Here is a 24597-nt window from a genome sequence, read left to right on the forward strand (position 1 = left end):
AAACCCGTCACTGCCCAACGTCGCGCATATTGCCACAAAATACGCCCCAACAGGAGCTATCTGCTAGGGAAGCCACTATGTCAGACGCGAACACTCGTAAAAATCGCCTACCTCGCCTGCTGCTGAGGGTATTGATCGGCCTACTCTTTATCATCCTTGTTTGGGTGGCAGGCAGTTATTGGCTGCTTAATAGCCAGTGGTTGCCAGCGCGCCTTTCACAGTTTGAGGGCGTCGATATCCGCTGGGAACAGGGCGTTAGCCGACACCCAGGCCGCTGGGAAGTAGAGGGGCTCTATCTGGCTCGTGAAGATGAAGCACTGCCCATCTCGATTGAGGCCGAACACGCCACTCTTTCGCTCTCGCTACTGGCCCTACTGCGCGGCGAGCTGCATATCGAGGCACTCGATGCAAAGGGTATTCGCCGCCTGACCGTTGGTGACATTGCGCTTGAAGCTGACGGCCAGTTGCAGGTGGCAGAAACGACGCTAAGCCGTGACACCCTCGCGATCCCTAACGTCTCCCTCGCCATCACTAATGGTCGTTTAGTTCGCCTAAGTGATCAAGCGACCCTGGTAAGCGCTATCAATCTTAACGCTGAGGCGACGCTCAAAACGATAACCCCTGTCAATGCCCGCAGCGGCGAGCTGAACTCCAACCTGCTGGCAGCGCTCTCCGCGCAACTACAGTTGGATGCCCAAGCGGATGCCTGGGATGTCTTTATGCCCTACCTGGACGCCCTCCCCTGGTTAACCCTGGAGGGCCGCGGGGCACTGACGGGAACACTAGAGCTCATCGCTGGCAAGTTACAAGCCGGTAGCAACGTTACCCTGAACGCCCCCTTGCTGCGTTTAGCCGTCGATGAGCAGCGTTTACGCGCACCCACTGACACACCAAACTGGCTAATTGCCGACGATCCACCGCCACGCCACACAGCCACCGGCCAAGGCCAGGTTCGTTTGGCCGTTGAGAGTGATCAACTGCATTTTTCGACCCAGCTCAACGATGTAACGCTTGCTGACACTCATCCTTACGCCGAGAATACCGACCTTCATTTAGCGTCCCAAATTCCCAACCAACGCCTGGATCAGCTTGAGCTACCCACGACAGCGACACTTGCGTTAAAGGGCGATATCACGCGCTTGAATATGCTTGATCGCTTCCTCGCTCTTGATAACGAAGCGTCTGGCATGGAGTCTCCCGTTAGCCCAGTTAACAATGAAGGTAACATCCACCTTTCCGGTCATGGTCAAATTCAGGCCCATGCCAGCATTCGCGACTCACGCCCCCATGATGCCAAGTTGACGATTCAAGCGCCAGAACTGGCCGCCGATACACTTGGCTTCATCGCCCACGGCAGCGGCTCACTTAACGCCCAACTGACGCCGCAGGAGATCATAGAGGCAACGCTTAGCTTTGCCGATGCCACGCTGCACCACCAAGAGCGGTTGCTGCTTGACGAAGCCGACATCAACATCGTCGCCACCAGCCCCATTGACCCGCAAAAAGTGCGTGAAAAAGCCTCGGCAACGCTGCGTTGGCAATCCGCACGTCTGCCAAATATTAATGTGTTACAAACCTATCTAGGCACCATTTTACCCGACCCGGCACCGCTACAGCTGCTTAGCGGGCAAGCCGCGAGCCATGGACGACTCGATATCACCGCCGAGCAGCTCAGCGGTGAGGTGAATGTAGCCGGAGAGGGGCTTACTACTCGCTGGCAGAGCGAAGAGCAAGTCGGCACGCTAACCAGTGATATGCAGCTTTTTCTGCCTATTCGGCAGGCGGCAATGGATGGCTCAACCTTGAATATCAGCGGCACCCGATTGAATTGGCAAGTAGCCGACGCTGATCAACCGGGCGAGCGCCTAGCGAGTGTACTGGTATTAACCGACGGCCGTTTTCAACGTCGTGGTAACGCACCGAGTGGGCAGTTTTCGCTGGAAGGAAGCGTACAACAACTGGGCTTTTTGAATGCTTTCCTGCCTGATGCGCATGGTTTGGCGATTGCGGGCGAAGGCCAGCTCTTCGCCCAGGGAGCCTTTCGAAATAACCGCTTGCTGGCCCCTACCCGACTGAGGGTTAACGCCGACCAGCTAGAGGTTTCGTTTTTAGATTATCTCGCCACCGGGCGCGGTGAACTCACCGCCCAATTGGATAGCGCCGAACAAGCCCAGCTCTCACTGGGCATCCCCCGCTTCGCCTTAAGACGCCAAGACGACAACAGTCCCCACCTGGAGGGTCGCCACTTTGCCCTCACCACGCAAACTGAGCACTTTAGCGACGTGCTTGAATCTCCCCAGCCGGAGCACTTCACCACCCGCATCGCGCTGCCAATTACCGAAGTGCCCGACTTCACCCGCTACAACCGCTACCTGCCCGAAAGCGCGGGTATCAGGTTGCTGGACGGGCAAGCCAGCCTGGAGAGCGAGTGGCTGCTGGAAGGCTTAAATGCCCAGGGCGAAATCACCCTACGCGCTTTTGGCGCAGAGTTAGCGTTGCTGGATCAGCGGCTACGCGGCGACTTGCACCTTTATCTAGCGCTAACCGAGGGAGACCTGGAAACACGCCGCTTTACCGCCAACGACTCCTTCCTACGCTTGGAAAATGTAAGCCGCCAGAGTGACAACGACTCCGCAGATGCCGGTTGGTGGGTAACGCTTTCCATGTTGGATGCGCAGTTAGTGTGGGCAGACCCTATTCGCCTCGCTAGCCAGCTCCGCCTTGAGATGCGCGATACTGGCTTACTCGCCAGGCTGTTCCTCGCCCGGGCAAGGGACAGCGACTGGCTAGGACGACTGTTGAATGTTCACGATATCGAGGGCACGGCACAACTAGCGACCAGCGGCGAGCAAATTAGCCTGAGCGACTTAACACTCACCGGCGGCCCACTGTTGCTCCTTTCGGATGTCACGCTGGCCAAGCGCAGTGCCAATGGCGCGCTCTATGCCCGCCTCGGCGTGCTTGGGTTAGGGGTAGAGCTTAACGACAGCGAGCCAACCTTGCGGGTTATTCAACCACGCCGCTGGTTTGACCGCTGGCGTGAAACAAACCGCTCCCAAGGCCCTAATAATTAGACTTAACGTTTTTTGCGTTCCCGGCGAATCATCCTCACCCGCTCTTTGGCCTTTTGCGGGGTAGAGAGCGGCGCCGACGCCTCGTCATGGTTTTTAGGCGGTACTGTGACCCAGGCAAACACCGGCAATGCCAGGCGCCAATGAATAGCCGCCAAACGCAGCCCAAGGGTGACGCTGAGTGAGGCAGCAATGGTCAGCGTTAGCGGCACCGCCAGCGCATTTAGCGCTACGTAGACGATTCCCCCCGCCATCGCAGCGGTCGCATAAATCTCTTCGCGCAGCACCATGGGCACCCGCTGGGCCAGCACATCACGAATCATGCCACCTGCCACACCGGTCATCATGCCCATTAACACCGCCACCGTGCCAGAGGTACCCAGCAGCAATGCTTTATGAGTGCCAATCACCGTAAACAGTGCTAACCCAAACGCATCGGCAAACGGTAAAAAGCCCCGCGACAGGCGATGGATATAGTGAAACCCCATCAACGATACGCCCACGGTCGCTAAGATCACCCAAAGGTAGGCTGGATCCGTCACCCAAAAAACCGGTCTTACGCCTAGCACTAAATCCCTCAGCGTCCCTCCACCAATGCCCGTAACGGCTGCCAGCACCAGCATACCTATAGGATCCATACGTGACCGGCACGCCAAAATCACACCCGAAAGCGCGAACACGATGACACCCGCCATATCCAGCCAGTAAACAACGCCCGACACGCCCCTCTCCTTTAATACTCGCTATCGTTAAAGGCAGGCAGGATAGCACTCCTGGCCGCTCAGCACCTCGACGAGCAATGCTGAGCCTTATTTCATGCTGATCTTGAACGCCATCTACTTAAATGCGTTACGCTTAAGCGCAAACGTGAACATCGCCATGAATAGGAGAGCCCATGGACTGGAACCCAGCTTATAGCTGGCTAGTACTCGCTTTATTGCTGAGTTTGGCAGAGCTAACTTCTGGCGCGATGGTGCTGCTTGCGATCGGCATTGCCGCAGCCCTAACCGCTGCAGTCACCGCCTTGGGACTTTCACTCCCCTGGCAGCTACTGAGTATGGCTATCTTTACCGGCGTGTTAATGCCTATTTGCATTCTGGTCATTCGCCCTCGCTTCTCTCCCCGCGGCGTTGCTTATGGCACAACAGGTACAGGTGTGGAAAAAGGTAATCGCTATACTACTCTACGCCGCGATTTTGATGATGCCACGGGCATTAAAGTGAACGGTGACTTCTACCGGTTACGGGTACTGGAAAGTGGTGAAACCGAATTACCCAACGGTACTCAGGTCGTATTTCGACGCTTTGAAGGAACCACTGCGCTGGTCACACTACATCAGCCTGCTCACATCACCCCGCAAGATGACAATTCCCAACGCAAGGAGCCTTAACCATGGATTTACCTATAAGCCCAGGTTTATTGATAAGCCTTATTATCGTCGTGATCGCGGTACTGATCATTTCAAAAGGTCTGATTATTATTCGTCAATCGGAAGTGATGGTGGTTGAGCGACTTGGCTCGTTCCACCGTGTGCTGGAAAGCGGTATTAACATCATTATTCCGTTTATTGAGCAACCTCGCGCAATCACCATGCTGCGTTATCGCAAAATGGGCGAGGAGTACACCGCCATTACCTCCGATGAAACCCGCATTGACCGCCGCGAGACGGTGATGGATTTTCCCGGTCAGCCAGTGGTCACCACCGACAACGTCACCGTGCGTATCAACGGTGCGCTCTACTACCAAATCATCGACCCTAAGCGGGCCGTTTATGAAGTAGAAAATATGAGCCAAGCCGTAGAAGTACTGGCCAAAACCACGCTGCGCTCAGTGGTCGGCAAGATGGAGCTGGATAAACTGTTTGAGTCCCGTGCGGAAGTGAATAACGAGATCCAGGCGGCGATGGAAGAGCCTGCCTCCAAATGGGGCGTCAAGATTTCCCGGGTCGAAGTACAGGATATTGCCATGCCGGAAGAGGTGGAGAGTGCCATGCGTTTGCAAATGGCCGCCGAGCGCAAGCGCCGCGCCACCGTGACCGAAGCCGAAGGGGAAAAGTCAGCGGCGATTGCCATGGCCCAGGGGCAGCGCGAATCCTCAATCCTTAACGCTCAGGGGGACAAAGAGTCGGCCATCCTTCGCGCCCAGGGTGAGCAGGAGTCCATTAAACTGGTTCTGAGTGCTATTGGCGATAGCGAAGAGAACAAACGTACCGTCGTGGGCTACTTGCTGGGACAGAGTTATATCAAGGTACTACCCCATATGGCGCAAAATGGCGAACGGGTATTTGTGCCCTATGAGTCCTCTGCCCTGCTTGGCTCTATGGGTATGTTCCGTGAAATGGCTGGCTCACCAGAGGACACCGTGGCTAACCACCTGAAGAGAAGCAATGGCAGCGACAATAACCTTCGCAGTGGCATTGTCGGTGGCGCCGCAGGGGGCAATTAACGTTGTAGCGATTAATAATGACTGCCTAATCGTTTAAAAAGTCCTATTTCAATACGAGTGTGCTTAGTGCTATTTATAGTGGCGGCGCAAAGCACGATTTGGCTGGATCGTGGGAGATCCAGCTATACCTTTTTAACCCTTGAGTGCTATAGAGTGCTGGTGGAGGCGTCGCCATCACCTGACACAGTAAACTGGCGCCTAAAATAAGTGCTTGCTTATGCGCTCACCACCCCATCGATAGACACCAGTTGAAGCACTGACCAGTAGAAGTATCATAACCAAGAGGTGAGTAAGACTATCATGCTGCCACGTTGGCTTGCCCTACGTCACTATGCTCAGCTACTTCTCCTCCTGGTCATCCTGGTGATGCTTCCCAGTGGCCTCCAGGCTGCTGCTCTGCCTCAACCGCTGCAAAGCTGGGAGTATCGCTGGGGCGACTCTCCTTATGATGGCAATAACCGCCCTCAATGGCTACAAAGTGACTCAACCGAGTGGCAGTCGATCGACTCCCCTTCTAACCCACCTGGTCGCAATGGGCGCGAACACCTCTGGTTACGCACAACGCTTCCCGCGGGTGACTGGAGCGACCCAGTCCTCTTTATCACCAGCATCAATTTGATTGGGCAAGTGTATCTAGGCGACGAACTTATCTATCAATATGGTGAGTTTGACGATCAGGGCAAAGGCGATTTTGCAGGCTGGCCCTGGCACATGATCGATCTCCCACACGATGCCGCCGGACAAACGCTCACCTTTCGCTTCTACTCTTACTACACCAGTATTGGCTTATGGGGCCAAGTACAGGTAATGGAACGCATTGACGTTCTCAAGCAAGTTATTCATGACTCCGCTCAGGATCTCGGCGTCAGTGCGCTGGTTCTGGTACTCGCTATCCTGGCCACCATTTTCGCGTTAATAGGTCCTGAGCGCCGTGGTTTCGGGTCTATTGCATTGTTTGCCTACGCTTCGGGATTAATGCTTCTGGCTGAGACACCTGCACGTCAATTCATTGCTGATGGGCCACTGGCCTGGGACACCCTCCGCGCCGGCAGCTACTACACCTTGCCGGTGGCACTAGGAATGCTGCTCAGCCACTGGTTGGAAGGCGCCGCTAGGCGCTGGATAACACGCCTGTGGATTCTCCATTTGGCGTATCTCATTGTTGCGATTGGCTCGGTTCAACTGGGGGTGGTGAGCCTTTCACTCACCTTCCCCGTATTTGATGTCATGCTGGCGATAACGCTCCCCATCATGTTGGCGCTCGCGCTCATCCGCTTTCAACGGCTCTCTCTGGAACAACGCCTTCTGGTAGTGAGTTTTACTTTTTTTGCCCCGCTGTTGTTGGCTGACATGGTGGTTGCCCACGGTTTTGTAGACTGGCGCAGCGTGCCCTTGAGCTACGGCACATTGGTTTTTTCTTTAGCTAACGCAGCTATTTTTCTGTGGCACTACCGACATACACAGCAACAGCTGGCGATGGCCAACGAGACCCTAGAGCAGCAAGTTGCAGCGCGAACCGCCGACCTTGACCGGTTAGTGCAAGAGCTGGAAGGTCTTTCGCGCAAGGATCCGCTAACAGGCCTGCATAACCGACGTCATTTCGATATGGCATTCGAACACCAGTGCCAGCGCGTAAAGCAGCATGCCAGTCATCTTTCCGTACTGATGATGGATGTAGATCACTTCAAGCTAATCAATGACGATTTCGGTCACGATGCAGGCGATGCCGTACTGGTCGAAATCGCCTTGTTATTGCGGCATCACCTTCGGGATTTGGACGTAATCTGTCGCTTTGGGGGTGAAGAATTTATTGCCTTACTGCCCGCCACCTCTCGAATCGCTGCCGAAACACGCGCCAAGGCGCTGTTAACGTCCATTGCTCATCAGACATTTACCCATCAGGGCACTCCACTACGGAGAATCACACTCTCCTGCGGGGTAGCAACGTACCCTGATCACACTCAAGATCCTAAGAAATTGCTACGACTTGCCGATGAAGCGCTTTATCAAGCCAAGCACAGCGGCCGTAACCGCTGTGTCGTTTGGGAAGAGACACTTGAAGAGCAGGGATTTATGCTGGGTAGGCAGCAGCCGCTGTAACCGTCCAGGCGATTGGCTGTTTAAGCCGTCCCCGCGGCCAGAAAGTGATCAATAAACACCGCATAATCCTGCTCTGTGCAGTCAGCGTAAGCAACCGCCAGTGTCGACACCACCTCAACAAACAGCTCTTCACGCCCTTTTAATCGCTGGCCAACGGCCTTGGCAAAGCGTGTTGAGTCACCCTGGTTAAGCGCCTGGGCACCGCGCAGATGTTCACGGGCGAGAATTTCTCCCCACTGCCGAGCCAGTTTTCGATATGACTTACCGCCTGAAAGTTTATGGGTCGGAAAGTCTTTCTTGAACGGCGAGCGCTCACGCACCGAAAATACCTTTCCGTTCATGGTTAGCCAGCCGAGATAAGCGTCCGGATGCTCGGCAATGGCGTGGAAAGCAGCTGCATGGCGGATGGCCTCGTTAGGAAACAATTTACGCCACGCCTGCTGCTGGTGTTTATCCATCAAGCGAAACGCTTCGGGGGGAACCTGCTCCTTAACGTCCAGGATAATGTCATCGTGCTCGTGCTCAACGCCGCCCTCAATCAAGACGTAATAGCGTTCCACACCCAACGAACCAGTGCCTGCATCCAAACGCCGTGCCGTATCCTTGACGCGAAAATGGTGGGGATCACTCTCTTTAACCGCCTGTTGCAGCGTTTGTTGGTACTCCTGCTCAATTAGGCGGCGCAACTGGCTGGCCACATCTGCCGGCAGGTTAGCCAGTTTGCCAGGCCGCTCGGCGAACTGGCGGCCTTTCTGCTCATCCAGGGTCGTCCACTTTTCGAGCATGCGCGCACGGCTCTGCTTATCGGCAACTTTGCTCATAAAGGGCTTTAGCGTGCCTTTGGCGCTATCAAGGGTCACGGCGTGAACAGGTTTGCCGTCAACATGGTTCGCCAGGGTTTGGTAATAGCCCTTTATTAACTTTTTTAGCGCTTTACCAATCGCTTTTGGATCCAGCTCAGCATTTTCACGAGCATCTAATACGACGCTGATAGCCAACCGCCACAAGTCATATTGGTAGTCGCCAATCAGCGCATCATCGAAGTCATCCATGCCGTAGCGCACTTGATCATCATGATGACCATAAGCGCCAAAATTGTAGACGTGGGCGTCGCCCTGCAACCAGGTTTGGGTCTCCGGCCAGCCGCCAAACAGGGCAAAACGCCAATCGTGCCATACATCATTCCAGTACAGATGATTGCTGCCGCGGAAAAAGCGGTAGGGCGACGCAGCCATTTTGGCGTACTTGGCTTGGCGAGTGGCCGTTGGCAAGGTGTTATTTGCCTGTTGGGTTGCCTCAATCACCCGCTGAGGGCGGTTATGTCCAGTCAATGCATGACTCATCGAATTACCTTTGTTGATGCAAAAAAAACTTTAGTACAAAGGTAGTCGATAACCATGAATAGATTAAGTCAGCACTCACCCCGCAGCACTACATCTCCGCTGGGTAAAACCTCTTGGAGCAGCAATCCTAAAGAAGCGCTCCACCACCTCAGCGTGGGTAGCAGGCGTCATCAAAGAGACAGCGACAAATACCGGCAGATTGAGCATCAGCCCCCAGAAGCCCGCGTGAATACCCAGTGGGTGTGGCCAAAGGACAGTAAATGCCGTGGTGATCAAAAAACCTATCACGATGCCCGCCATGACACCCAAGCGAGAAGCCCGCGGCCAAAAGAACATGCCGATAAAGGCAGGCAACACCTGGGAGGCAAAACCCAGCCCCACTAACAGAATCATCACCAAACTGCCGGGCTCGGCAATTGCCAGCGGCGCGACCACGAAGAACATAATGGGCAGAATCAGCAACCGGGCGAGCTTTCCGGTAACACCATCAGAGAGCTTTAGCACCGGCTGAAGAACATCTTTGCTCAGCGACAGCGATACCGAATGAATAAATGGCTCGCTGGAAGACATTGAAGCCGCCAGGGTACCCGCACCTAGCAATCCTACTAATACTACCGGCAAGTGCTGCATGGCATACTCAAGTACCACAGTGTCTGCTCGGGCCAGGTCAGGTAGCGAAAAGATTCCGATAAAGCCTACAACGACCATAGGCAGAATAACCACGTAATACGTAGGCAGCCACGTCGCGCTACGGCGGATAGTGCGTGCCGAGGCCGCACTCATCCACTGCGTCCACACCGGCGGCATAAATGAGAACATGGAAACGACGATCGAGGTCGTCCAGAAGCTAAAGCTCATATCACCGCCTGCGCCTGGCAGGGTGAGAAACTCACTATGCTCGGCCTGAATGCGCTCGAATACCCCAGCGAAACTTAAGCCACCGGTTGCGCTATGCATGGCCCAAAGGCCAACGGCCCAAGCCACAATCAGCATCAACACGCCTTGAAAGGCATTGGTGCGACCAATCGCCCGCTGACCACTGGCGTAGAGATAGACGGCTATGCAAGCCAGCACCAGCACGACACCTAGCCAAATAGGAATCAAACCACCGCTCATCACAAACAGAATATAGGCTGAGCCAATGGTTTGCAGTACCGCGTAGGCAATAGAGCCAATGGCCATCACGAGCGCCGCCAGCGCACCCAACGCGGGGCTTTGGTAGCGGTCTGAAATGGCGCTTGCCTGGGTAACATGACCAAACTGCTCGCCAAACTGCCACACCTTCGGCCCGAAGTACCACGCCACCAATGCCAGGTAAGCAAGATAAATCGCCACATAAAACACCGCGACGCCTTTGGAGTAAGCCCAGCCGGGTGCGCCCATAAAGGTGTAAGCACTTACACTACCGGCGGCGATCAGCAGGTAGAGCGTCACCGGCCCCATGCTGCGGCCCGCCACGCCCCACTCCTCCAAGCTATTCATGGAGCGCCCTGCCCTGGCGCGCAGGCCAATCACCATGGCGATAGCGACATAGGTCAAGGTAATCAACAGTGGCCAAGGACTATTCATGGTCGTCTCGCTCCACGATACGGTTGCCGATCAGCATCACCACCACGCAGGCAAAAATTACCAGGTAGCTCCACACCACCATTAAAGGCAGCCCCATTACCAGCGTTGCCCGATTGACCAAGCCGATGACCGGCCACGTTCCCGCCATGACCAACGCCACAAACGCAATTAACAGCCCCCAGCCCGCTCGGGAGGTAGGCAGCACCAACAAACGTCCCATAAGAGTTCCCCTTAGTTTTTAAAGACCGTTTTTAAAGACCGTTTTAAAAGTGATTTTATAGAACAGCCGATTTACCATCTGGCAGCGCAGGCCAGCGAGCTGGCAAGGCTAAGCGCGCTTCTAATTGCCGCGCAAGCTTCAGCACAAAGTGATCGGCAAAACGTGGGCCAACCAGCTGCACCCCAATAGGCATATCTCCACGGCTAAATCCCGCATTGAGCGAGATCGCAGGCTGCTCCCCCATATTCCACGGCACGGTATAGGCAATGTGCTCAAAGGGCTGACGCGGATCGTTGGTGGGCGATGGCCACTCGGCCGGAAAGGCAATGTTGGGTGTGGTGGGTGACATCACCGCATCGACCTTATCAAATACGGCTTCGGTGGCACGTCGCATCGCCATGGTTTGCTGAAAACCTTGCACCGCCTCTACACCACTTAAGAGCGCGCCACCGTCGGCCCAGGCTAAAATGGCAGGCAGTACCTGCTCACGCTCTTCTGGCGAGAGCTGTAACAGCTCGCTCCACTGTCGGGCTTGCCAGAAGTGATCCAGCCCATCCAGCATTTCCCGGGTGAGCACTGGCGCCAGCGGCACCAGCGTTGCCCCAGCGGCTTCCAACTGCTTTGCGGCCTGTTCCACGTGGTGGCGAATCTCATCATCCAAAGCTAACCCACAGCCCGCCGCCATCATCACGCCCACTCGCAAACCTTTAACGTCGAGTTCCAGATCCATCCAATCAATCGTTTCCGGCGGCAGGCGCATCGCATCGCGTCGATCCGTGCGGGCAAGCGCTATCATCATAAGCGCGGCATCCTCGACGCTACGAGTCATTGGCCCAGCACAGCGGCCTACATAGTAAGGGTCTATAGGTACCCGACCCAGGGTGGGCTTAAAGCCGATGACGCCGCACCACGCCGCTGGCAGGCGTACCGAGCCACCAATATCGGTACCCACATGCAGCGGCCCAAGCCCAGCGGCCGCCGCAGCACCCGCCCCCGAGCTTGAACCGCCAGTATTACAGGCTAAATCCCAGGGGTTGCGGGTTAAACCATGAAATGATGAAAGGCCGGATGAGAGCATGCCAAAGTCGGGGCAGGTAGTTTTTGCCAACAGCAGGGCGTTGTCTTCTGCTAGACGCGCAGCGGGTGGGGCATCCTCAGTGGCAGCCATCTGCTCTCCCAGCCCGGTGCCTACCGGTACCGGCATACCTTTCGTTGCAATCAACTCTTTAAGGGTGACCGGGACACCATCCAAAGCGCCGCTTGGCTTGCCTTTTGCCAGCGCTGGGTAGACGCTTCTGCTGCTTGCATGAAGCCATCGGGCTGATAGGCATACAGCGCGTTAATGTGCGGCTCCCACCGGGCTACATGCTTAACCAAGGCATCCGCCAGCTCATAAGGGGAAAACGTTTTAGCGCGGTAGCCATCAATTAATTGAGTGGCGGTGAGTTGGTGTAGTTCAGGCATCACATTACCTTTTTGCTGTTGTTATCAGATTGTCACTATCAATAACCTCAGCATGAACCCACATAGCGCACTCTGCTATTTCAATATTGACTGCAGCGTGTCCACTTTTTGTGTGCACTCTAGTCTTTCAGGATCTTCTTTCAATATCTTTCAAGATGATGGAGATTGCAGTGTTTGTAGGGCACTTGCCAGCAACGAAAGGCACGCCTCGGTGGCAAAACTACGCTGGCGATGGCGATAAACGCAGAGATCTACCCGCGCTGCTTCAAGCTCTAAAGGAGATAAGGGAATGCTAACGAGTTGACCCAATTGGCACTCCCGAGCTACCGCCATCGGTGGCAATACCAGAACACCTGCGCCGTTAAGGGCGAGTGCTTTTTGGGTTTCCAGTGAAGCAGTTTTGAAGGTGGGGGCCAGCACGATCCCGGCCTGATGAGCGGCACGCTCCAGCGCTTGGCGAGCGCCATAGGATTCATCAGGCAGAATCAGCCGGTGCTCTGCCAAGGTGTGAAGGCTTACCTCAGTAGCTGCGGCCAGCGGATGATTCGGGGCTATCACGGCATGGTGATGTAACTCGGCGCTGGCAAAAGGCACAATGTCATCATGGCGGGGCATAAAGAACGACAGGCCAATATCCGAATCGCCTCGGCGCAGTGCCTCCACCATTTGGCTGGCGCTGGCGATTCCGATATCAAAACTCAAATGAGGATAGCGTTGCCCCATCTTGGCTAACGCAGGGGCTAACAGGCCAGCCACAACGCCTTCCGCCACCTGCAAACTGACCCGGCCAGTGCGTAAACCTTTAAGGTCGGCAATATGCTCCTGCACCCGCTCAAGATCACGCAGCGTGCGCTGTGCCTGGGCAGCTAATAGCTCCCCCGCTGCTGTTAGGCTAATACCATTGGGGCCGCGCTCGATGAGCGGTGCGCCAAGCTGATGTTCGAGCAGATCGATCTGACGGCTAATCGCCGTAGGGGCGATATGCAGCTGGGCAGCGGCTTGGCGCAGCGAACGACACCGGGCCACAGTATCGAAATAGCGTAATGCGCGGCCACTGATCATAAGCGCCCCTTAAAGCCCCAACTGCCGTGACATCACTGTGACGGTCTCACCCCGGTACTCAAGGCTTTCTAACGCCTGCCACCCCAGGCGTCGATAAAGCGCCTGTTGATCAGGAGTATAGAGATAGAAGCGCTCAAAGCCATGCGTCGCTGCTTCGGCTTCTACCCGGCGTACCAACGCAGAGGCAATACCCTGCCCGCGCCATTCAAGCACGACGAATACGGAGGCCAGCCAGGGGGTAAATTCACGGCGAATACTCATATCATCAGCAATCAAGCTGGCAGTTCCCACGGGGGTTTCGCCGTGCATCGCCACAAAGATTGAGGGCACACCGCCCTGTCCACATTCAGCCTTGAAACGCTCAATAGCCTGTTCCAGCGTTAAGCCTGGGTGCAAATGCCCCCAGGATTCAAATGTCCAGCCCGCGACTATTTCAGCATTAGGGTCGTCGGCTCTTAGCCGCTGGAGGGTGATATCGCATTGCATAAGTGGCGCCTGTCTTATTTAGCACAAGCAAATACAGTAGCGATATATGAATAGGCTGGCTAGCACCGATACCTTCTGCACACGCCGCTAGCCAGAGTTCTCAGCACCATGCGCTGTCAAAAAACTGCAACTAGGTAGGGCTAATCTCACCTTGCAACAAGCCCTGTTCGCTTAAGGGCTGGGCAGCAACACAGTCAATTCATCAGGCGGTCACAGGCTTTAAGTGCTTAGCCAGTTCATCATCCAACTCATTGGCACGCTTGGCTGCTGGCCTGCTTTCCATGCGCTCAATGTACTGCTTGAACACCTTGTTGGGCGGGATGTTCTTCTGCATCGTTTCCCACCAGAGATAACTGCTAACCAAGATATCTGCGGCAGTAAACTGATCGCCGCAGATATAAGCATTTTCACTGAGTGCTTTTTCAAGCGTATTGATACTGTCTTCCACTTGGCCACAGCCGACAGCCTGTGAGTTGCTGCTGTCGATTTTCCAATCATAAGTCATGGCGCTGGTGGCCATTTCGAACGGGCCCGCCATAAAAAACAGCCAGCGATAGTAAACGCCACGTTCGGGAGATTGCGGGGACGGTGACAGCTTTTTATCTGGAAACTGATCTGCCAGGTACGCGCAGATAGCCGCTACTTCCGTCACCACAGTGTTGCCATGTTTGATGGCAGGCACTTTCCCCATGGGGTTGATGGCCAAGTAGTCTTCGGTTTTCATCTCGGGGCCGAACTCCATCGCCTTTACCGAGTAGGCTATGCCTACTTCTTCCAGCATCCAGCGCACCACGCGCCCGCGAGACATAGGGTGAGTGTAAAACGTTAGCTCTGACATATTAGGCTCCTTTTTCAGTCAATTTTTCGGTGACATAAGGTACTGCCAGATCAGATTAGTGTGTTAATAGGTGATAATCCGTCCTAAATAAAAGCAACAATGCATTTTTCTGCAAGACTTTAACGATGGCTTCAGGAGGGAGGCGCTAATGGCAGGCCCCACAACACGCATACTTGCGGTGCTTGAGTTGCTGCAGGCTAATGGTCAGATGGGCGGCGCAGAGTTGGCCGAACGCCTGGGCGTGGATCGACGCACTATACGGCGTTACATTACGGCGCTGGAAGATATAGGTGTGCCGATAGTGACCGAACAGGGGCGCTACGGTGGCTATCGACTGGTGGCTGGCTTCAAGCTGCCACCGATGATGTTTACCGACGAAGAGACATTCGCCGTTTCGTTAGGCTTATTGGCCGCCAGCCAGCTGGGACTAACAAACGCAGCGCCCGCCATTGCCAGCGTGCAAGCAAAGCTCGAACGAGTGATGCCTACGAATTTACAAAGACGGGTGCGCGGTATCAGTGAGACCACTCAGGTGATTTTACCCCGGCGTGAACCCAGCCGTGATGACCTTGCACTTGAGACGCTGACGAAAGCTACTGAAGCCATGCGAACCGTCGGGCTGATTTACCACTCTCCGCAGCACGACCAGATTGAGCGTCGGATCGACCCCTATGGACTGGTTTTCCAACAGGGCCGGTGGTATGCCGTTGGTTTTTGCCACCTGAGGGGCGCCATGCGCTCATTTAGGCTGGATCGTATCAGCGGTGTGCACCTACTAGATGATACCTTCTTACGCCCCGCTCACTTCAATGCAGCCGATTTTTTGAGCGAAAGCCTCATGTCCTGGGGCCCAACTCATGAAGTATCACTGGTGCTACACATCGATCATGCCGTGTCCGCTGACGTTGAGAACCGATTTTTCTGTGCAGGACCGTTCGAGGAGGTTGAAGGTGGATTACTGCTCAACACCCGAACCGACAGCTTCGAGTGGTTTGCCTATTGGCTGGCACAGCTCCCGTTTCGATTTACCGTTCTCAAGCCAGATGGCCTCAAAGCGGCACTTCGCGAGCACGCCAACCATTTACTGGCCAGTTGCGAGACAGCTTCATCATATCCAATCGATACGCCCTGACACTGTCTGCAACTTATGAGAATGAAACGCACTATTCGTCTGACGCCAGGATAGGGCTTCTTAGCCGCTTAGGTGCTAGTCTGTTGGTCAAATAACGTTAAATAAAGACTCACGAATGCAACCTTCTTTGAGACGCCCACACCGTCTTGCATTGGCAATAATTGCCCCACGCATTTTTGCCTTTTGCCATACCTTCGGGCTAACCGTATGGATCGCCGTCGCAGAAGGCAGCGGCTGGACGCTTATTCTACCTGGGATGTTGCTGCTGCTATGGCCCGTCGTCGCCTATGCGCTTGCCGCACACGCCCAGAACTCCAAGCGTGCCGAGTTCAGGAACCTTCTCTTTGACAGCCTGCTATTTGGTTTTTGGTGCAGCGTACTGGATTTTTACGTTTTAGCGACCATCACCATTGGGCTTGCCTGTTTGATGAATAATTTAGTGGTTGGTGGAGTGCGGAAAATGCTTATTGCAGCCGGACTTTTCATTCTTGCAGCTTTGTTTGGAAGCGCCCTAACGGGGTTCACTTTTCGTCCCTATGTAAGCAACCGTTTAGACATCTATCAATGGGCCGGTGCAGTGGTCTATTTTCTAACCATTGGCCGCGTCACCTACAGTCAGAATCGCCAGATTGGCCGCAGCATAGGCGAAACTAGGTTTCAGAACCGAGTCTTTCACGCCTTGCTTGATCTAGGAGCCGTCGCAAACCGCGCGATCAATATCCATACGCTGCTGGTTGACTCCTTAAACCACCTACAGACCCACTTCCCCGACTACGGATTTGCGGTTTTTCTACAAGAACGGCAGCGTTCAGAAGTGACACGCTTCGCGGCTGTTGCAGGGCTAAGCTCAGAGGATGAAAAACGTCTAAGATGTTTATTAGCAAACGTTCATGGGCAAGGAGGAGACCCGGCCACACTGCCACAAACAGAGGCAGGCGAGAATCTGTATGTCGCGTCGATGGCGGGCCGGCTAAGCATGTATGAAGGCTGGCTGATTGTGAAAGCTCCCAGTCGGGACGACGGGTTGGAGCAAATACTGTCTTTGTTTGCCGACCAGTTGGCGGCGGCTACCGAGAATAAATTGCTGCATTTGGAACTGAAGAAAACGGCTGAGCGTGACGGACTCACCGGGCTTTATAACCGAGGCTTCTTGGAATCAGCGCTGCAAATGAGTATTCAGGGCAAGGTGCAGACGCCAAACCTGGATTTTGCGGTGCTGATGCTGGATGTCGATAGGCTCAAGGACGTAAACGACCATTATGGGCACGTGGCAGGCGACCAACTAATTGCCTGCGTTGCCCAGTACCTGCAATTTCACTGCAGAGACAGCGATATACTGGCTCGCTACGGTGGCGATGAATTCGTCATTCTGTTCCCCTCTGCCGACCTAACGGCAGCTAGGCGTATGGCCAACTTGATCCAGGAAAACTTGCCTGAACAGCGCTGCACTATCGACACCGCCAGCGGTGAACATGAAGAACTCATGCTTCATGTGAGCATAGGCTGCGCCAGCTCCAGTGAAGTTCCCGCCCAACAGGTGTTTGCGTTGGCAGACGAGCGCATGTACGCAAATAAAAGCCAACGCCGTAAGCAATGGGCAGATGGACTGGGCACAGCAAGCAGGCCCTTCCTATAGAAGCGTGCTCACAACCCACTGCTAAACGGCTGCCCCCACTTATCGCCATGCACCAAGTCACTTAAAGGCAGGCGGGAACGCCAGCCTTGCGCTTCAAGCTCTGGCTGATCTAAAAACTCACTCACGTAGCCAAGGCAGAGATACGCCAGCGGGTAGACGTGCTCAGGCAGATTTAACGCAGTGCTCAGCTGTTCCTGGTCAAGAATACTCACCCAACCAACGCCAATCCCTTCCGCCCGCGCTGCCAGCCAGAGGTTTTGCACGGCTAAACAAGTGCTAAACAGGTCGGTTTCCACAATGCTATTGCGCCCTAGCACATGGGGGCCGCCTCGGCTGCGGTCGCAGGTAATGCAGAGATTAAGCGGGCTTTCCATAATCCCTTGCAGCTTAAGGCTGCGATAATGCTCTTTACGCTCACCTTCAAAGCGCTCGGCGGCCTTCTGGTTCTCTTGCTCAAACATCGCCAGCACCGTCTCCCTGACGTCGCGACTCTCAATCACGATGAAATCCCAGGGCTGCATAAATCCCACAGAAGGCGCATGATGCGCAGCTTCCAGCAGTCGGGCCAGCACATCCTTGGGAATGGGGACGGGCAGAAACTGCGCGCGCACATCGCGCCGCTCATATATGGCGCGGTAGAGCCCACGCCGCTCAGCATCGGAAAATAGGTGGTTCGCGTTGTTCATGGCGCTGCTCGGGCCTTTTACTGATCGGTGGTAGAGACAAGTGAGAGTCTACACGAGCTCAGCCTAGCCGCCATCGCAGCGGGTTTGTCTGATGTAAAACGCCCTCATCGTCCCAGTCGTCCCAACCCGTAAAGGGGATGGGGCGTTCGCCACTCAAGCTCACCAGACGAGATGCCCAGGCCGCCTTGCAAGCCTCTAGATGGTTAATGATGTCAGCCTCTTCTTGATAGCGAATACCGCCACCCTGAATCCCGTAGCTCACCTGAGGCGCTAACACGTCAAAGCCAACGTAATATAATGATGCGTGCATAGGCCATAGCCAAGCGACCATATCACCCGCACGCCCAAAGGGCTGAAAGGCTTTTTCAGGAGAGCCGACGGTGACTGAGAGCATGGCACGTTTGCCACGAAAGTAGCCATGATCGTAACGCATACGGCTTGTGTAGCGCCCTCCATATACCAGTACGCGATCAAACCAGCCTTTCAAAATAGCGGGCTGGGCGTGCCACCATAAAGGGAACTGGAAGATCACTAGGTCAGCCCACTCCAACCGCCCCAACTCCCGCTGAACATCCTGCGGTAATGTGTTTTGCTGGTAGTGAGCCCGCTGCTCATTGAGGGGATAGAAGTAGCCCGACGCCACGGCGCTATGCGGATATTGCTCAGCGTGCTCTACCGGATCAAACTGTTCAGCATAGAGATCATCCACCTCAACTTGATGACCCGCGTCCTCTAGCTGTTTTACCGCCACATCCACCAAGCCGCCATTAAACGACTTGCGTTCAGGATGAGCCAAGACGATCAATACATTCATTCTGCGCTGCCCCTATTGATTGGTTCAACGACAGACTAACCTGTACAAATACGCTCAAACATTCGCGAAAAATAACAACTCAGCTTGCATGAATGAACAGCAAATAAAGTGGGACGATCTAGCAATTGTCCTCGCGACTACAAAGGTGGGGCGCTATCCGGCATCAGCCGCGCGCTGTGTATCAGCCATGCCAACGTCTACAGGTATTTAAGCGAAATGGAACAAGATCTAGACATGACTCTTTTCAATAGTGGCGAATTTGCCACTATGACAAACCTCACTCCTGCTCAACCCCCGCTAAGAACTGCTTAAGCAGAACATCGAGTTGCGCTCGTTGCTCTTCAGTCAGGGCGCTGACCAGCCGCGCCTGGGTTTCCACATGAGCAGCAACGGCTTCATCGATTAACTCGAATCCACGTTGAGAAAGTGAGATGAGGAAACCACGACCATCGTCAGGGTTTTTGACCCGTTTGATCAAACCCACCTTTTCCAGTTGGTTAATGCGGTGAGTCATGGTGCCTGAGGTCACCATCGTGGATGTCATTAAATCACCCGGCGATAGCGCGTAGGGTTCCCCCTCTCTACGAAGGGTCGCCAGAACATCAAAGCTCGCATCAGTCAGACCGTATTTCGCCCAGGTCTTCTCCATTGCGCGCATTAAAGCGTGGTTAAGCCGTTTGACCCGCCCGATGGTACCCATCGGGGCTACTTCAAGGTCAGGCCGCTCCTGCCGCCACTGTTTGAGAATGTTGTCTACATGATCCATAAGCGTATTTTGCGCTTAATTATCTTGACGTCAAGACTAATCGCACATACCTTGATATCAAGATACTTTCAAAAACGGTATGAATGAGAACATCGCTAATGACATCATCAAGCACTACCTGCACACACTCACGCAAAAGAGCTTGGCTTGCCCCACTGGTGTATCTGTTATCCGGTGGTGCCTTGCTGGGTTTATCGACTAATTTGGCAAAACTTGCCGGTGACATTCAGCTACCAGCGCTCGCTTTTCTGTTTTGGTCGATTTCAGGTGCGGCGCTTATTTTATTGGTTCTCGCCGCCTTCCGCCGAAATCTACCGCCAGTTAACGCTCGCACCATTGAGTATTACGCTATTTCCGGGCTGCTTGGCGTAGCGGGTGCCAACCTGCTTTTTTTCTCAGCTATCCCCCATGTGGGTGCGGGGTTCGTGGCATTAATCATCACCCTTCCACCGCTACTCACCTACGTCGGCGCCTTAGCGTTAAAAATGGAACGGTTTCAGGTGTTGCGCGCAGCGGGGGTAATATCAGCCCTGGCGGGGGCCGTCACCCTGGCTTTCCATAAGCTTTCCGCGCCGGATGCCAATTATCTCTGGATTTTCCTTGCCTTAATCGGCCCCGTACTGCTGGCCATCGGTAATCTTTACAGAACCTTGCGCTGGCCAGAAGGCGTCTCCAGCGATGCTCTGGCGCCGGGGATGCTTATCGCCGCGGCCACCATTTTACTCAGTGTGGGGTTTCTGCCGGGCTTCTCACTGAACGTTCCGATAGAACGCTCCCTACCGTTCTTGCTAATTGCACTCCAGGCAATGGTCTTCGCAGGCCAGTTCTTACTGCTCTTCCTGCTACAGAAAAGTGGCGGCCCGGTGTTTCTAAGCCTGCTGGGTTCCGTTGGCGCCGTGGTAGGCGTTCCGGTCGCCATAGTGCTGCAGGGAGAAACCGCCCCCGAGGGCTTACTGCTAGGCACCCTGTTAATTGGTGCCGGTATTGCCCTGCTCAATATTGGCAAAGCCAAACAAGCGCCTAATAAAACCGCCTAAACGAAGAGAACCACGATCATGGCTAGACGCCCAGTAAAGGGGCTCACCAGTAGCCGTTAAACAGACTTATTTTTACCATTAAAAAATGCGCCGCTGCATGTAGTGAGTATTATCTTCAGTTTTACAAATACGAAACCCCATACGCTCGTATAGCGCTATTGCTGGGTTGATACAAAACACACGCAGCCGAAGCAAGCGGATGCCCGACTGTTGGGCGATTTCCTCCGTGTAGTGAATGGCCGTTGTGCCTAAGCCTTGACGCTGCCACTTCTGATCAATTTGTAGCTCTCGAATATAGTAAGCGGCTTCATCGTGATTTATGCATAACAACCCTACTGGGCTAGCGTTAATAACTAATTCGTAGCTGTCTAACTCATCCCATTGTTTATCAAACAGGGCTGTATTCCAGCGCATATCCAACTGTTCGTAGTAGGCAGACATATTTTGGCGAATTAATTTTTCCGCAAACGCCTTGTCGTTAGTAGACCGAATAATAGGCGTCATATCTCGAATCCTAGTGCTGCTTTCACGAACTTGTAGCAAGAAGTGCAGTGTTAGCTTGGGCTATTTCATACTGACTAAACACGTGCACACCATGTTCCTGGAGCAGTGCGGCTGTTACTCCCATACCCGGTACTTTTTTACCAGAGAAACTGCCGTCATAAATAGCGGTGCTTCCGCATGAGGGGCTGAACTCAGCAAGCACTGCGATATCGATATCGAATTTACGGCACAAGTTCAAAGCGATAGAGGCACCTGCTAAAAATTCATTGGTCACCTTGCCCCCATCGTTTTCGATAACATCGACCTCACCGTTTAAAACGCCCTTACCACTGCCCTTGAAAATCTCCGCAGGCGGCCTGGGAATACTCATCCCCGCCTCAACTTCAGGACAAACAGAAACGATTCGGCCTTCAGAACGCCACTGCTCAACGATCTGATCATCCACGGAAAGGGCGCCACCATCATAGCGAACCTTTTTACCCAACAGACAGGCACTCATTAATACCTTCTTCAAATCACCGCTCCAATCAATGCGAAACGCCAAGGCATGACCTTGGCGTTTTATCTTACTGCTTAACTTATCCCCTACCCCAACTGAAACGGATAAACCGGGCCAATTTTCAGCAGTTGAGTGAGTTCATCCAGCGCGGTGAGGGACTCTTCTGCCAGCTGTGGATCGGCCAAATCATACGGGGCCAGCCGGTCGCGGTAGTGACGATGCACCCACGCGGTCAGTTCATCATAAAGCGCATCGGTGAGCAGCACGCGGCCGGTGAGCGCTGCGCGTTCGGCGTCCGTTAGCACCACGCGCAGGCGCAGGCAGGCGGGGCCGCCGCCGTTGCGCATGCTCTGCTTAACGTCTTTGACGATCACTTCACTGATCGGGTTATTACCTGCTAGCAGGTGATTTTGGATGGTGTTCCATACCGCTTCGCGTTCCTGGCATTCGCCGGGCACTACCAGGGTCATGGTGCCGTCCGGGTTGGAGAGCAACTGCGAATTGAAAAGATACGATGCCACGGCATCTTCCATACTCACTGCTTCAAGGGGCACCCGCACCGGGATAAGGGGCGTACTCATTTTGGCGCGCAGCTCATCCAGGGTGCCCTCTTCGTCCAGAAACGCCATTTCGTGGTAGAGCAGTACAGGGCCGTTGCCGACTGCAATGACATCGTTATGGAAGACACCAGCGTCGATGGCATCCGGATGCTGCTGGGCAAACACTGTTTGCGCTTCCGTAAGCCCGTGCTGGCGGGCTACAGCCTGACTGGCTTCCAGGGTTTGCCTGGCTGGGAATCGTGTTGGCTCACGCTCGCCGCTACGCACGTCACCAAACGCATGGCGGCCATACACAAACAGATGGACGCCGGGTTCACCGTACTCACCACATAAACGGGTGTGATTAGCCGCCCCTTCATCGGAAAAGGCTGGCGTTGCAGGCAGCACCGGATGGTGGGCGAAGTGCTGTTCGTCGCGGAAAATTGCCTGCAGCACGCGACCGGTGGTTTGTGGTTCTAAATAGCGGTGAAAGCTGGATTGTAGATTCGCTGGGGTGAAATGTACCCGACTATCCGGTACATCCATGCTGGGCGTCATCGTGCCCGCGTTAGCTGTCCACATACTGGAAGCTGAACATACCGCCCGCAGTAGTTCGGGTGCCTCTTTTGCCGCGCGAGCCAGCACGTCGCTATTGCTGCCGCTAAAGCCTAAATCGCGCAGCGCGCCAATATCTGGGCGCTGCTGGGGTGGCAACACCCCTTGGGCATAGCCCGCGTCCATCAACGACTTCATCTTGAGAAGACCCTGCAACGCGCCCTCTTTGGGGTTGGAGACCAGGCCGCCGTGACTCATGGACGCGACATTGCCCACGGCCAACCCAGAGTAGTTGTGGGTTGGGCCGACCAAGCCGTCAAAATTAACTTCCCTGGCGCTGCTGATGTCGGCGGCACTCATAGGCTCACTCCCGGCGGCAGGGTCTCGGGCATCTCCAGGCTGTCGGCTTCCATGGAGGCCACCGGGTAGGCGCAGTAGTCCGCCGCATAAAACGCGCTGGGGCGGTGGTTGCCGCTGTCACCAACGCCGCCGAAAGGCGCATCGCCGGAGGCACCGGTGGTTTGGCGATTCCAGTTGACGATCCCGGCGCGAATACGCAGCAGGAAGTCATCCCAATCGGTTCGATCACCGCCAATTAAACCGGCGGAGAGCCCGTAACGGGTATTGTTGGCAAGCTGTAGCGCTTCATCCCAATCGCGATAGCGGTGGATTTTCAGCAGCGGGCCGAAATGCTCCTCATCCGGCACGGCAAGTCCGGTCACATCAATTAGCGCGGGACTTAACAGGCTGGTGTTCTCTTTCAGGCGCTGCATGCGATTGATCACTATGCCCCCCATGGACTCCAGCTCATCTTGAGCCTTAAGCAGGCCATCCGCCGCCGCTACGCTGACCAAACCGCCATAGAACGGCGCAGGATTTTCTTCGAACTGCCCCGCCACGTGTAGCTTGGTGATCGCCTCTGAAAGCGCATCGATCAAGCGATCGCCTACTGCGCCCTCCGGCACCATTAAGCGCCGCGCGCAGGTGCATCGCTGGCCGCCGGAGAGATACGCCGACTGCAGAATGGTCAATATCGCGGCGCGCTCGTCGTCGACATCTTTCACTATCAGGGGATTATTGCCGCCCAGTTCCAGCGCCAGAATTTTATCCAACTGTCCGGCAAACTGCTGGTGCAGCATACCGCCCACTTTGGCGCTGCCGGTAAACAGCAGTCCATCAATATCGGGGTTACCTGCCAGCGCCTGGCCTACCGGCACACCGCCTTGCACCAGGTTAATGACGCCTGCCGGAAGCCCGGCCTCTAGCCAGCACTGTAGGGTTAAATCCGCCGTGAGCGGCGCCTGGTCACTGGGTTTAAAAACCACACAGTTACCCGCCAATAGCGCAGGCACCATATGGCCGTTGGGCAGGTGTCCAGGGAAGTTGTAAGGGCCAAACACCGCCATCACACCATGAGGACGATGGCGCAGCACCGCATTTGCACTGCCCACCACTTTTGCCCGTTCCCCGGTGCGCTCGTTATACGCCTTAACCGACAGCGCCACCTTGCCCACCATGGCTCCCGCTTCGGTGCGCGCCTCCCAAAGCGGCTTGCCGGTCTCTGAAGCAATCGCCACGGCCAGGTCTTCACCACGTGCTTTCAGCACCTCGGCAAAACGCTCGACAAGGGCCTGGCGCTCGGCAAAGGGTGTACGTGCCCAACCGGGGAAGGCACCGCGGGCGGCTTTCACAGCGGCCGTGACCTGTTCTGAGCTAGCCGTCGCTGCTTGCCATAGCGACTTGCCAGAAACGGGGTCGTACTTGCTCAACGACTCTGCGTCGCCTACGACCCAGGCGCCATTGATCAGTTGCTGCTGTTGGGCGTGCATAA

General features: G+C 54.9%; 23 protein-coding genes. 7 read left to right on the top strand and 16 right to left on the bottom strand.

Translation table 11 applies throughout. The features are described from left to right. Positions 1-77: 77 nt before the first annotated feature. Positions 78-3074, top strand: coding sequence for a hypothetical protein (locus tag OM794_RS15345; RefSeq protein ID WP_226247248.1), 2997 nt, complete (start codon positions 78-80; stop codon positions 3072-3074). Between the two features lie 2 nt (positions 3075-3076). Here OM794_RS15345 and OM794_RS15350 read toward each other — a convergent pair whose 3' ends face one another. Then, the gene (locus tag OM794_RS15350; protein WP_226247250.1) at positions 3077-3793 is read right to left on the bottom strand and encodes a trimeric intracellular cation channel family protein; all 717 of its coding nucleotides are present in this window, start codon (positions 3791-3793) and stop codon (positions 3077-3079) included. A 173-nt stretch (positions 3794-3966) separates the two neighbouring features. On the opposite strand from OM794_RS15350, the gene OM794_RS15355 reads away from it, so the two are divergent. The 3 genes from OM794_RS15355 (at position 3967) to OM794_RS15365 (ending at position 7616) form a co-directional block, all read left to right on the top strand. Further along, entirely contained in the window at positions 3967-4461 is a 495-nt protein-coding gene (locus OM794_RS15355) for an NfeD family protein (RefSeq protein ID WP_226247252.1), read from the top strand. Between the two features lie 2 nt (positions 4462-4463). Continuing rightward, positions 4464-5516, top strand: coding sequence for an SPFH domain-containing protein (locus OM794_RS15360; RefSeq protein WP_226247254.1), 1053 nt, complete (start codon positions 4464-4466; stop codon positions 5514-5516). Positions 5517-5816: 300 nt separating this feature from the next. Then, the gene (locus OM794_RS15365; protein ID WP_226247256.1) at positions 5817-7616 is read left to right on the top strand and encodes a GGDEF domain-containing protein; all 1800 of its coding nucleotides are present in this window, start codon (positions 5817-5819) and stop codon (positions 7614-7616) included. A gap of 20 nt (positions 7617-7636) precedes the next feature. On the opposite strand, the gene OM794_RS15370 is transcribed toward OM794_RS15365, so the two are convergent. From OM794_RS15370 to OM794_RS15405, 8 genes are all read right to left on the bottom strand, one after another. Further along, complete coding sequence (locus tag OM794_RS15370) at positions 7637-8959, bottom strand: DUF2252 domain-containing protein (protein ID WP_226247258.1); 1323 nt, start codon at positions 8957-8959, stop codon at positions 7637-7639. A 75-nt stretch (positions 8960-9034) separates the two neighbouring features. Next, positions 9035-10528: a sodium:solute symporter family protein gene (locus tag OM794_RS15375; protein ID WP_226247260.1), complete on the bottom strand. Its 1494-nt coding sequence runs from the start codon at positions 10526-10528 to the stop codon at positions 9035-9037. Further along, positions 10521-10748 (bottom strand): hypothetical protein, encoded by a 228-nt coding sequence (locus tag OM794_RS15380; protein WP_226247262.1) that lies wholly within the window; start codon positions 10746-10748, stop codon positions 10521-10523. The genes OM794_RS15375 and OM794_RS15380 overlap by 8 nt, the downstream gene beginning before the upstream one ends. A gap of 55 nt (positions 10749-10803) precedes the next feature. Next, entirely contained in the window at positions 10804-12000 is a 1197-nt protein-coding gene (locus OM794_RS15385) for an amidase (RefSeq protein WP_320442887.1), read from the bottom strand. Continuing rightward, positions 11967-12212, bottom strand: a complete 246-nt coding sequence (locus OM794_RS15390; protein ID WP_265153896.1) for a hypothetical protein — start codon at positions 12210-12212, stop codon at positions 11967-11969. The genes OM794_RS15385 and OM794_RS15390 overlap by 34 nt, the downstream gene beginning before the upstream one ends. A 150-nt stretch (positions 12213-12362) precedes the next feature. Next, entirely contained in the window at positions 12363-13274 is a 912-nt protein-coding gene (locus tag OM794_RS15395; RefSeq protein WP_226247267.1) for a LysR family transcriptional regulator, read from the bottom strand. Between the two features lie 9 nt (positions 13275-13283). After that, positions 13284-13760 (bottom strand): GNAT family N-acetyltransferase, encoded by a 477-nt coding sequence (locus OM794_RS15400; RefSeq protein ID WP_144810958.1) that lies wholly within the window; start codon positions 13758-13760, stop codon positions 13284-13286. 202 nt (positions 13761-13962) lie between these two features. Beyond that, positions 13963-14598: a glutathione S-transferase family protein gene (locus tag OM794_RS15405; protein WP_226247269.1), complete on the bottom strand. Its 636-nt coding sequence runs from the start codon at positions 14596-14598 to the stop codon at positions 13963-13965. Between the two features lie 148 nt (positions 14599-14746). On the opposite strand from OM794_RS15405, the gene OM794_RS15410 reads away from it, so the two are divergent. Beyond that, complete coding sequence (locus tag OM794_RS15410) at positions 14747-15730, top strand: helix-turn-helix transcriptional regulator (protein WP_226247272.1); 984 nt, start codon at positions 14747-14749, stop codon at positions 15728-15730. A 115-nt stretch (positions 15731-15845) separates the two neighbouring features. Then, on the top strand, positions 15846-17366 hold the full coding sequence (locus OM794_RS15415) for a diguanylate cyclase domain-containing protein (RefSeq protein ID WP_226247274.1): 1521 nt from the start codon (positions 15846-15848) through the stop codon (positions 17364-17366). 8 nt (positions 17367-17374) lie between these two features. Here OM794_RS15415 and bluB read toward each other — a convergent pair whose 3' ends face one another. The 3 genes from bluB to OM794_RS15430 form a co-directional block, all read right to left on the bottom strand. Next, a complete protein-coding gene (gene bluB / locus OM794_RS15420) occupies positions 17375-18052 on the bottom strand; it encodes a 5,6-dimethylbenzimidazole synthase (RefSeq protein ID WP_226247277.1) in 678 nt (225 codons plus the stop codon). Positions 18053-18110: 58 nt separating this feature from the next. Continuing rightward, positions 18111-18866 (bottom strand): NAD(P)H-dependent oxidoreductase, encoded by a 756-nt coding sequence (locus OM794_RS15425; protein ID WP_226247280.1) that lies wholly within the window; start codon positions 18864-18866, stop codon positions 18111-18113. A 277-nt stretch (positions 18867-19143) separates the two neighbouring features. Then, positions 19144-19632, bottom strand: coding sequence for a MarR family winged helix-turn-helix transcriptional regulator (locus tag OM794_RS15430; RefSeq protein WP_226247283.1), 489 nt, complete (start codon positions 19630-19632; stop codon positions 19144-19146). 98 nt (positions 19633-19730) lie between these two features. On the opposite strand from OM794_RS15430, the gene OM794_RS15435 reads away from it, so the two are divergent. Then, positions 19731-20669, top strand: a complete 939-nt coding sequence (locus OM794_RS15435; protein ID WP_226247286.1) for a DMT family transporter — start codon at positions 19731-19733, stop codon at positions 20667-20669. Positions 20670-20747: 78 nt separating this feature from the next. Here OM794_RS15435 and OM794_RS15440 read toward each other — a convergent pair whose 3' ends face one another. The 4 genes from OM794_RS15440 to astD form a co-directional block, all read right to left on the bottom strand. Then, the gene (locus OM794_RS15440) at positions 20748-21173 is read right to left on the bottom strand and encodes a GNAT family N-acetyltransferase (RefSeq protein ID WP_226247288.1); all 426 of its coding nucleotides are present in this window, start codon (positions 21171-21173) and stop codon (positions 20748-20750) included. A gap of 22 nt (positions 21174-21195) precedes the next feature. Next, the gene (locus OM794_RS15445; RefSeq protein WP_264167774.1) at positions 21196-21672 is read right to left on the bottom strand and encodes a DUF523 domain-containing protein; all 477 of its coding nucleotides are present in this window, start codon (positions 21670-21672) and stop codon (positions 21196-21198) included. A gap of 86 nt (positions 21673-21758) precedes the next feature. Next, complete coding sequence (gene astB / locus OM794_RS15450) at positions 21759-23126, bottom strand: N-succinylarginine dihydrolase (protein WP_226247291.1); 1368 nt, start codon at positions 23124-23126, stop codon at positions 21759-21761. Next, positions 23123-24595 carry a succinylglutamate-semialdehyde dehydrogenase gene (astD, locus tag OM794_RS15455; RefSeq protein WP_226247294.1) on the bottom strand — a complete coding sequence of 491 codons (1473 nt, stop codon included), beginning with the start codon at positions 24593-24595 and terminating at the stop codon, positions 23123-23125. Before astD ends, astB begins: the two co-directional genes overlap by 4 nt. Positions 24596-24597: the final 2 nt, after the last annotated feature.

The sequence above is a fragment of the Halomonas sp. BDJS001 genome (genome assembly GCF_026104355.1).
In the GTDB taxonomy this organism is placed as follows: domain Bacteria; phylum Pseudomonadota; class Gammaproteobacteria; order Pseudomonadales; family Halomonadaceae; genus Vreelandella.

Bases quoted from the DNA above. Each gene is read 5' to 3' on its own strand.
- astD (WP_226247294.1), bottom strand. From the start codon at position 24,595: ATGCACGCCCAACAGCAGCAACTGATCAATGGCGCCTGGGTCGTAGGC.
- OM794_RS15370 (WP_226247258.1), bottom strand. From the start codon at position 8,959: ATGAGTCATGCATTGACTGGACATAACCGCCCTCAGCGGGTGATTGAG.
- OM794_RS15395 (WP_226247267.1), bottom strand. From the start codon at position 13,274: ATGATCAGTGGCCGCGCATTACGCTATTTCGATACTGTGGCCCGGTGT.
- OM794_RS15360 (WP_226247254.1), top strand. From the start codon at position 4,464: ATGGATTTACCTATAAGCCCAGGTTTATTGATAAGCCTTATTATCGTC.
- bluB (WP_226247277.1), bottom strand. From the start codon at position 18,052: ATGAACAACGCGAACCACCTATTTTCCGATGCTGAGCGGCGTGGGCTC.
- OM794_RS15430 (WP_226247283.1), bottom strand. From the start codon at position 19,632: ATGGATCATGTAGACAACATTCTCAAACAGTGGCGGCAGGAGCGGCCT.
- OM794_RS15390 (WP_265153896.1), bottom strand. From the start codon at position 12,212: ATGCCTGAACTACACCAACTCACCGCCACTCAATTAATTGATGGCTAC.
- OM794_RS15435 (WP_226247286.1), top strand. From the start codon at position 19,731: ATGACATCATCAAGCACTACCTGCACACACTCACGCAAAAGAGCTTGG.
- astB (WP_226247291.1), bottom strand. From the start codon at position 23,126: ATGAGTGCCGCCGACATCAGCAGCGCCAGGGAAGTTAATTTTGACGGC.
- OM794_RS15440 (WP_226247288.1), bottom strand. From the start codon at position 21,173: ATGACGCCTATTATTCGGTCTACTAACGACAAGGCGTTTGCGGAAAAA.
- OM794_RS15400 (WP_144810958.1), bottom strand. From the start codon at position 13,760: ATGCAATGCGATATCACCCTCCAGCGGCTAAGAGCCGACGACCCTAAT.
- OM794_RS15410 (WP_226247272.1), top strand. From the start codon at position 14,747: ATGGCAGGCCCCACAACACGCATACTTGCGGTGCTTGAGTTGCTGCAG.
- OM794_RS15380 (WP_226247262.1), bottom strand. From the start codon at position 10,748: ATGGGACGTTTGTTGGTGCTGCCTACCTCCCGAGCGGGCTGGGGGCTG.
- OM794_RS15345 (WP_226247248.1), top strand. From the start codon at position 78: ATGTCAGACGCGAACACTCGTAAAAATCGCCTACCTCGCCTGCTGCTG.
- OM794_RS15365 (WP_226247256.1), top strand. From the start codon at position 5,817: ATGCTGCCACGTTGGCTTGCCCTACGTCACTATGCTCAGCTACTTCTC.
- OM794_RS15415 (WP_226247274.1), top strand. From the start codon at position 15,846: ATGCAACCTTCTTTGAGACGCCCACACCGTCTTGCATTGGCAATAATT.
- OM794_RS15375 (WP_226247260.1), bottom strand. From the start codon at position 10,528: ATGAATAGTCCTTGGCCACTGTTGATTACCTTGACCTATGTCGCTATC.
- OM794_RS15355 (WP_226247252.1), top strand. From the start codon at position 3,967: ATGGACTGGAACCCAGCTTATAGCTGGCTAGTACTCGCTTTATTGCTG.
- OM794_RS15425 (WP_226247280.1), bottom strand. From the start codon at position 18,866: ATGAATGTATTGATCGTCTTGGCTCATCCTGAACGCAAGTCGTTTAAT.
- OM794_RS15405 (WP_226247269.1), bottom strand. From the start codon at position 14,598: ATGTCAGAGCTAACGTTTTACACTCACCCTATGTCTCGCGGGCGCGTG.
- OM794_RS15445 (WP_264167774.1), bottom strand. From the start codon at position 21,672: ATGAGTGCCTGTCTGTTGGGTAAAAAGGTTCGCTATGATGGTGGCGCC.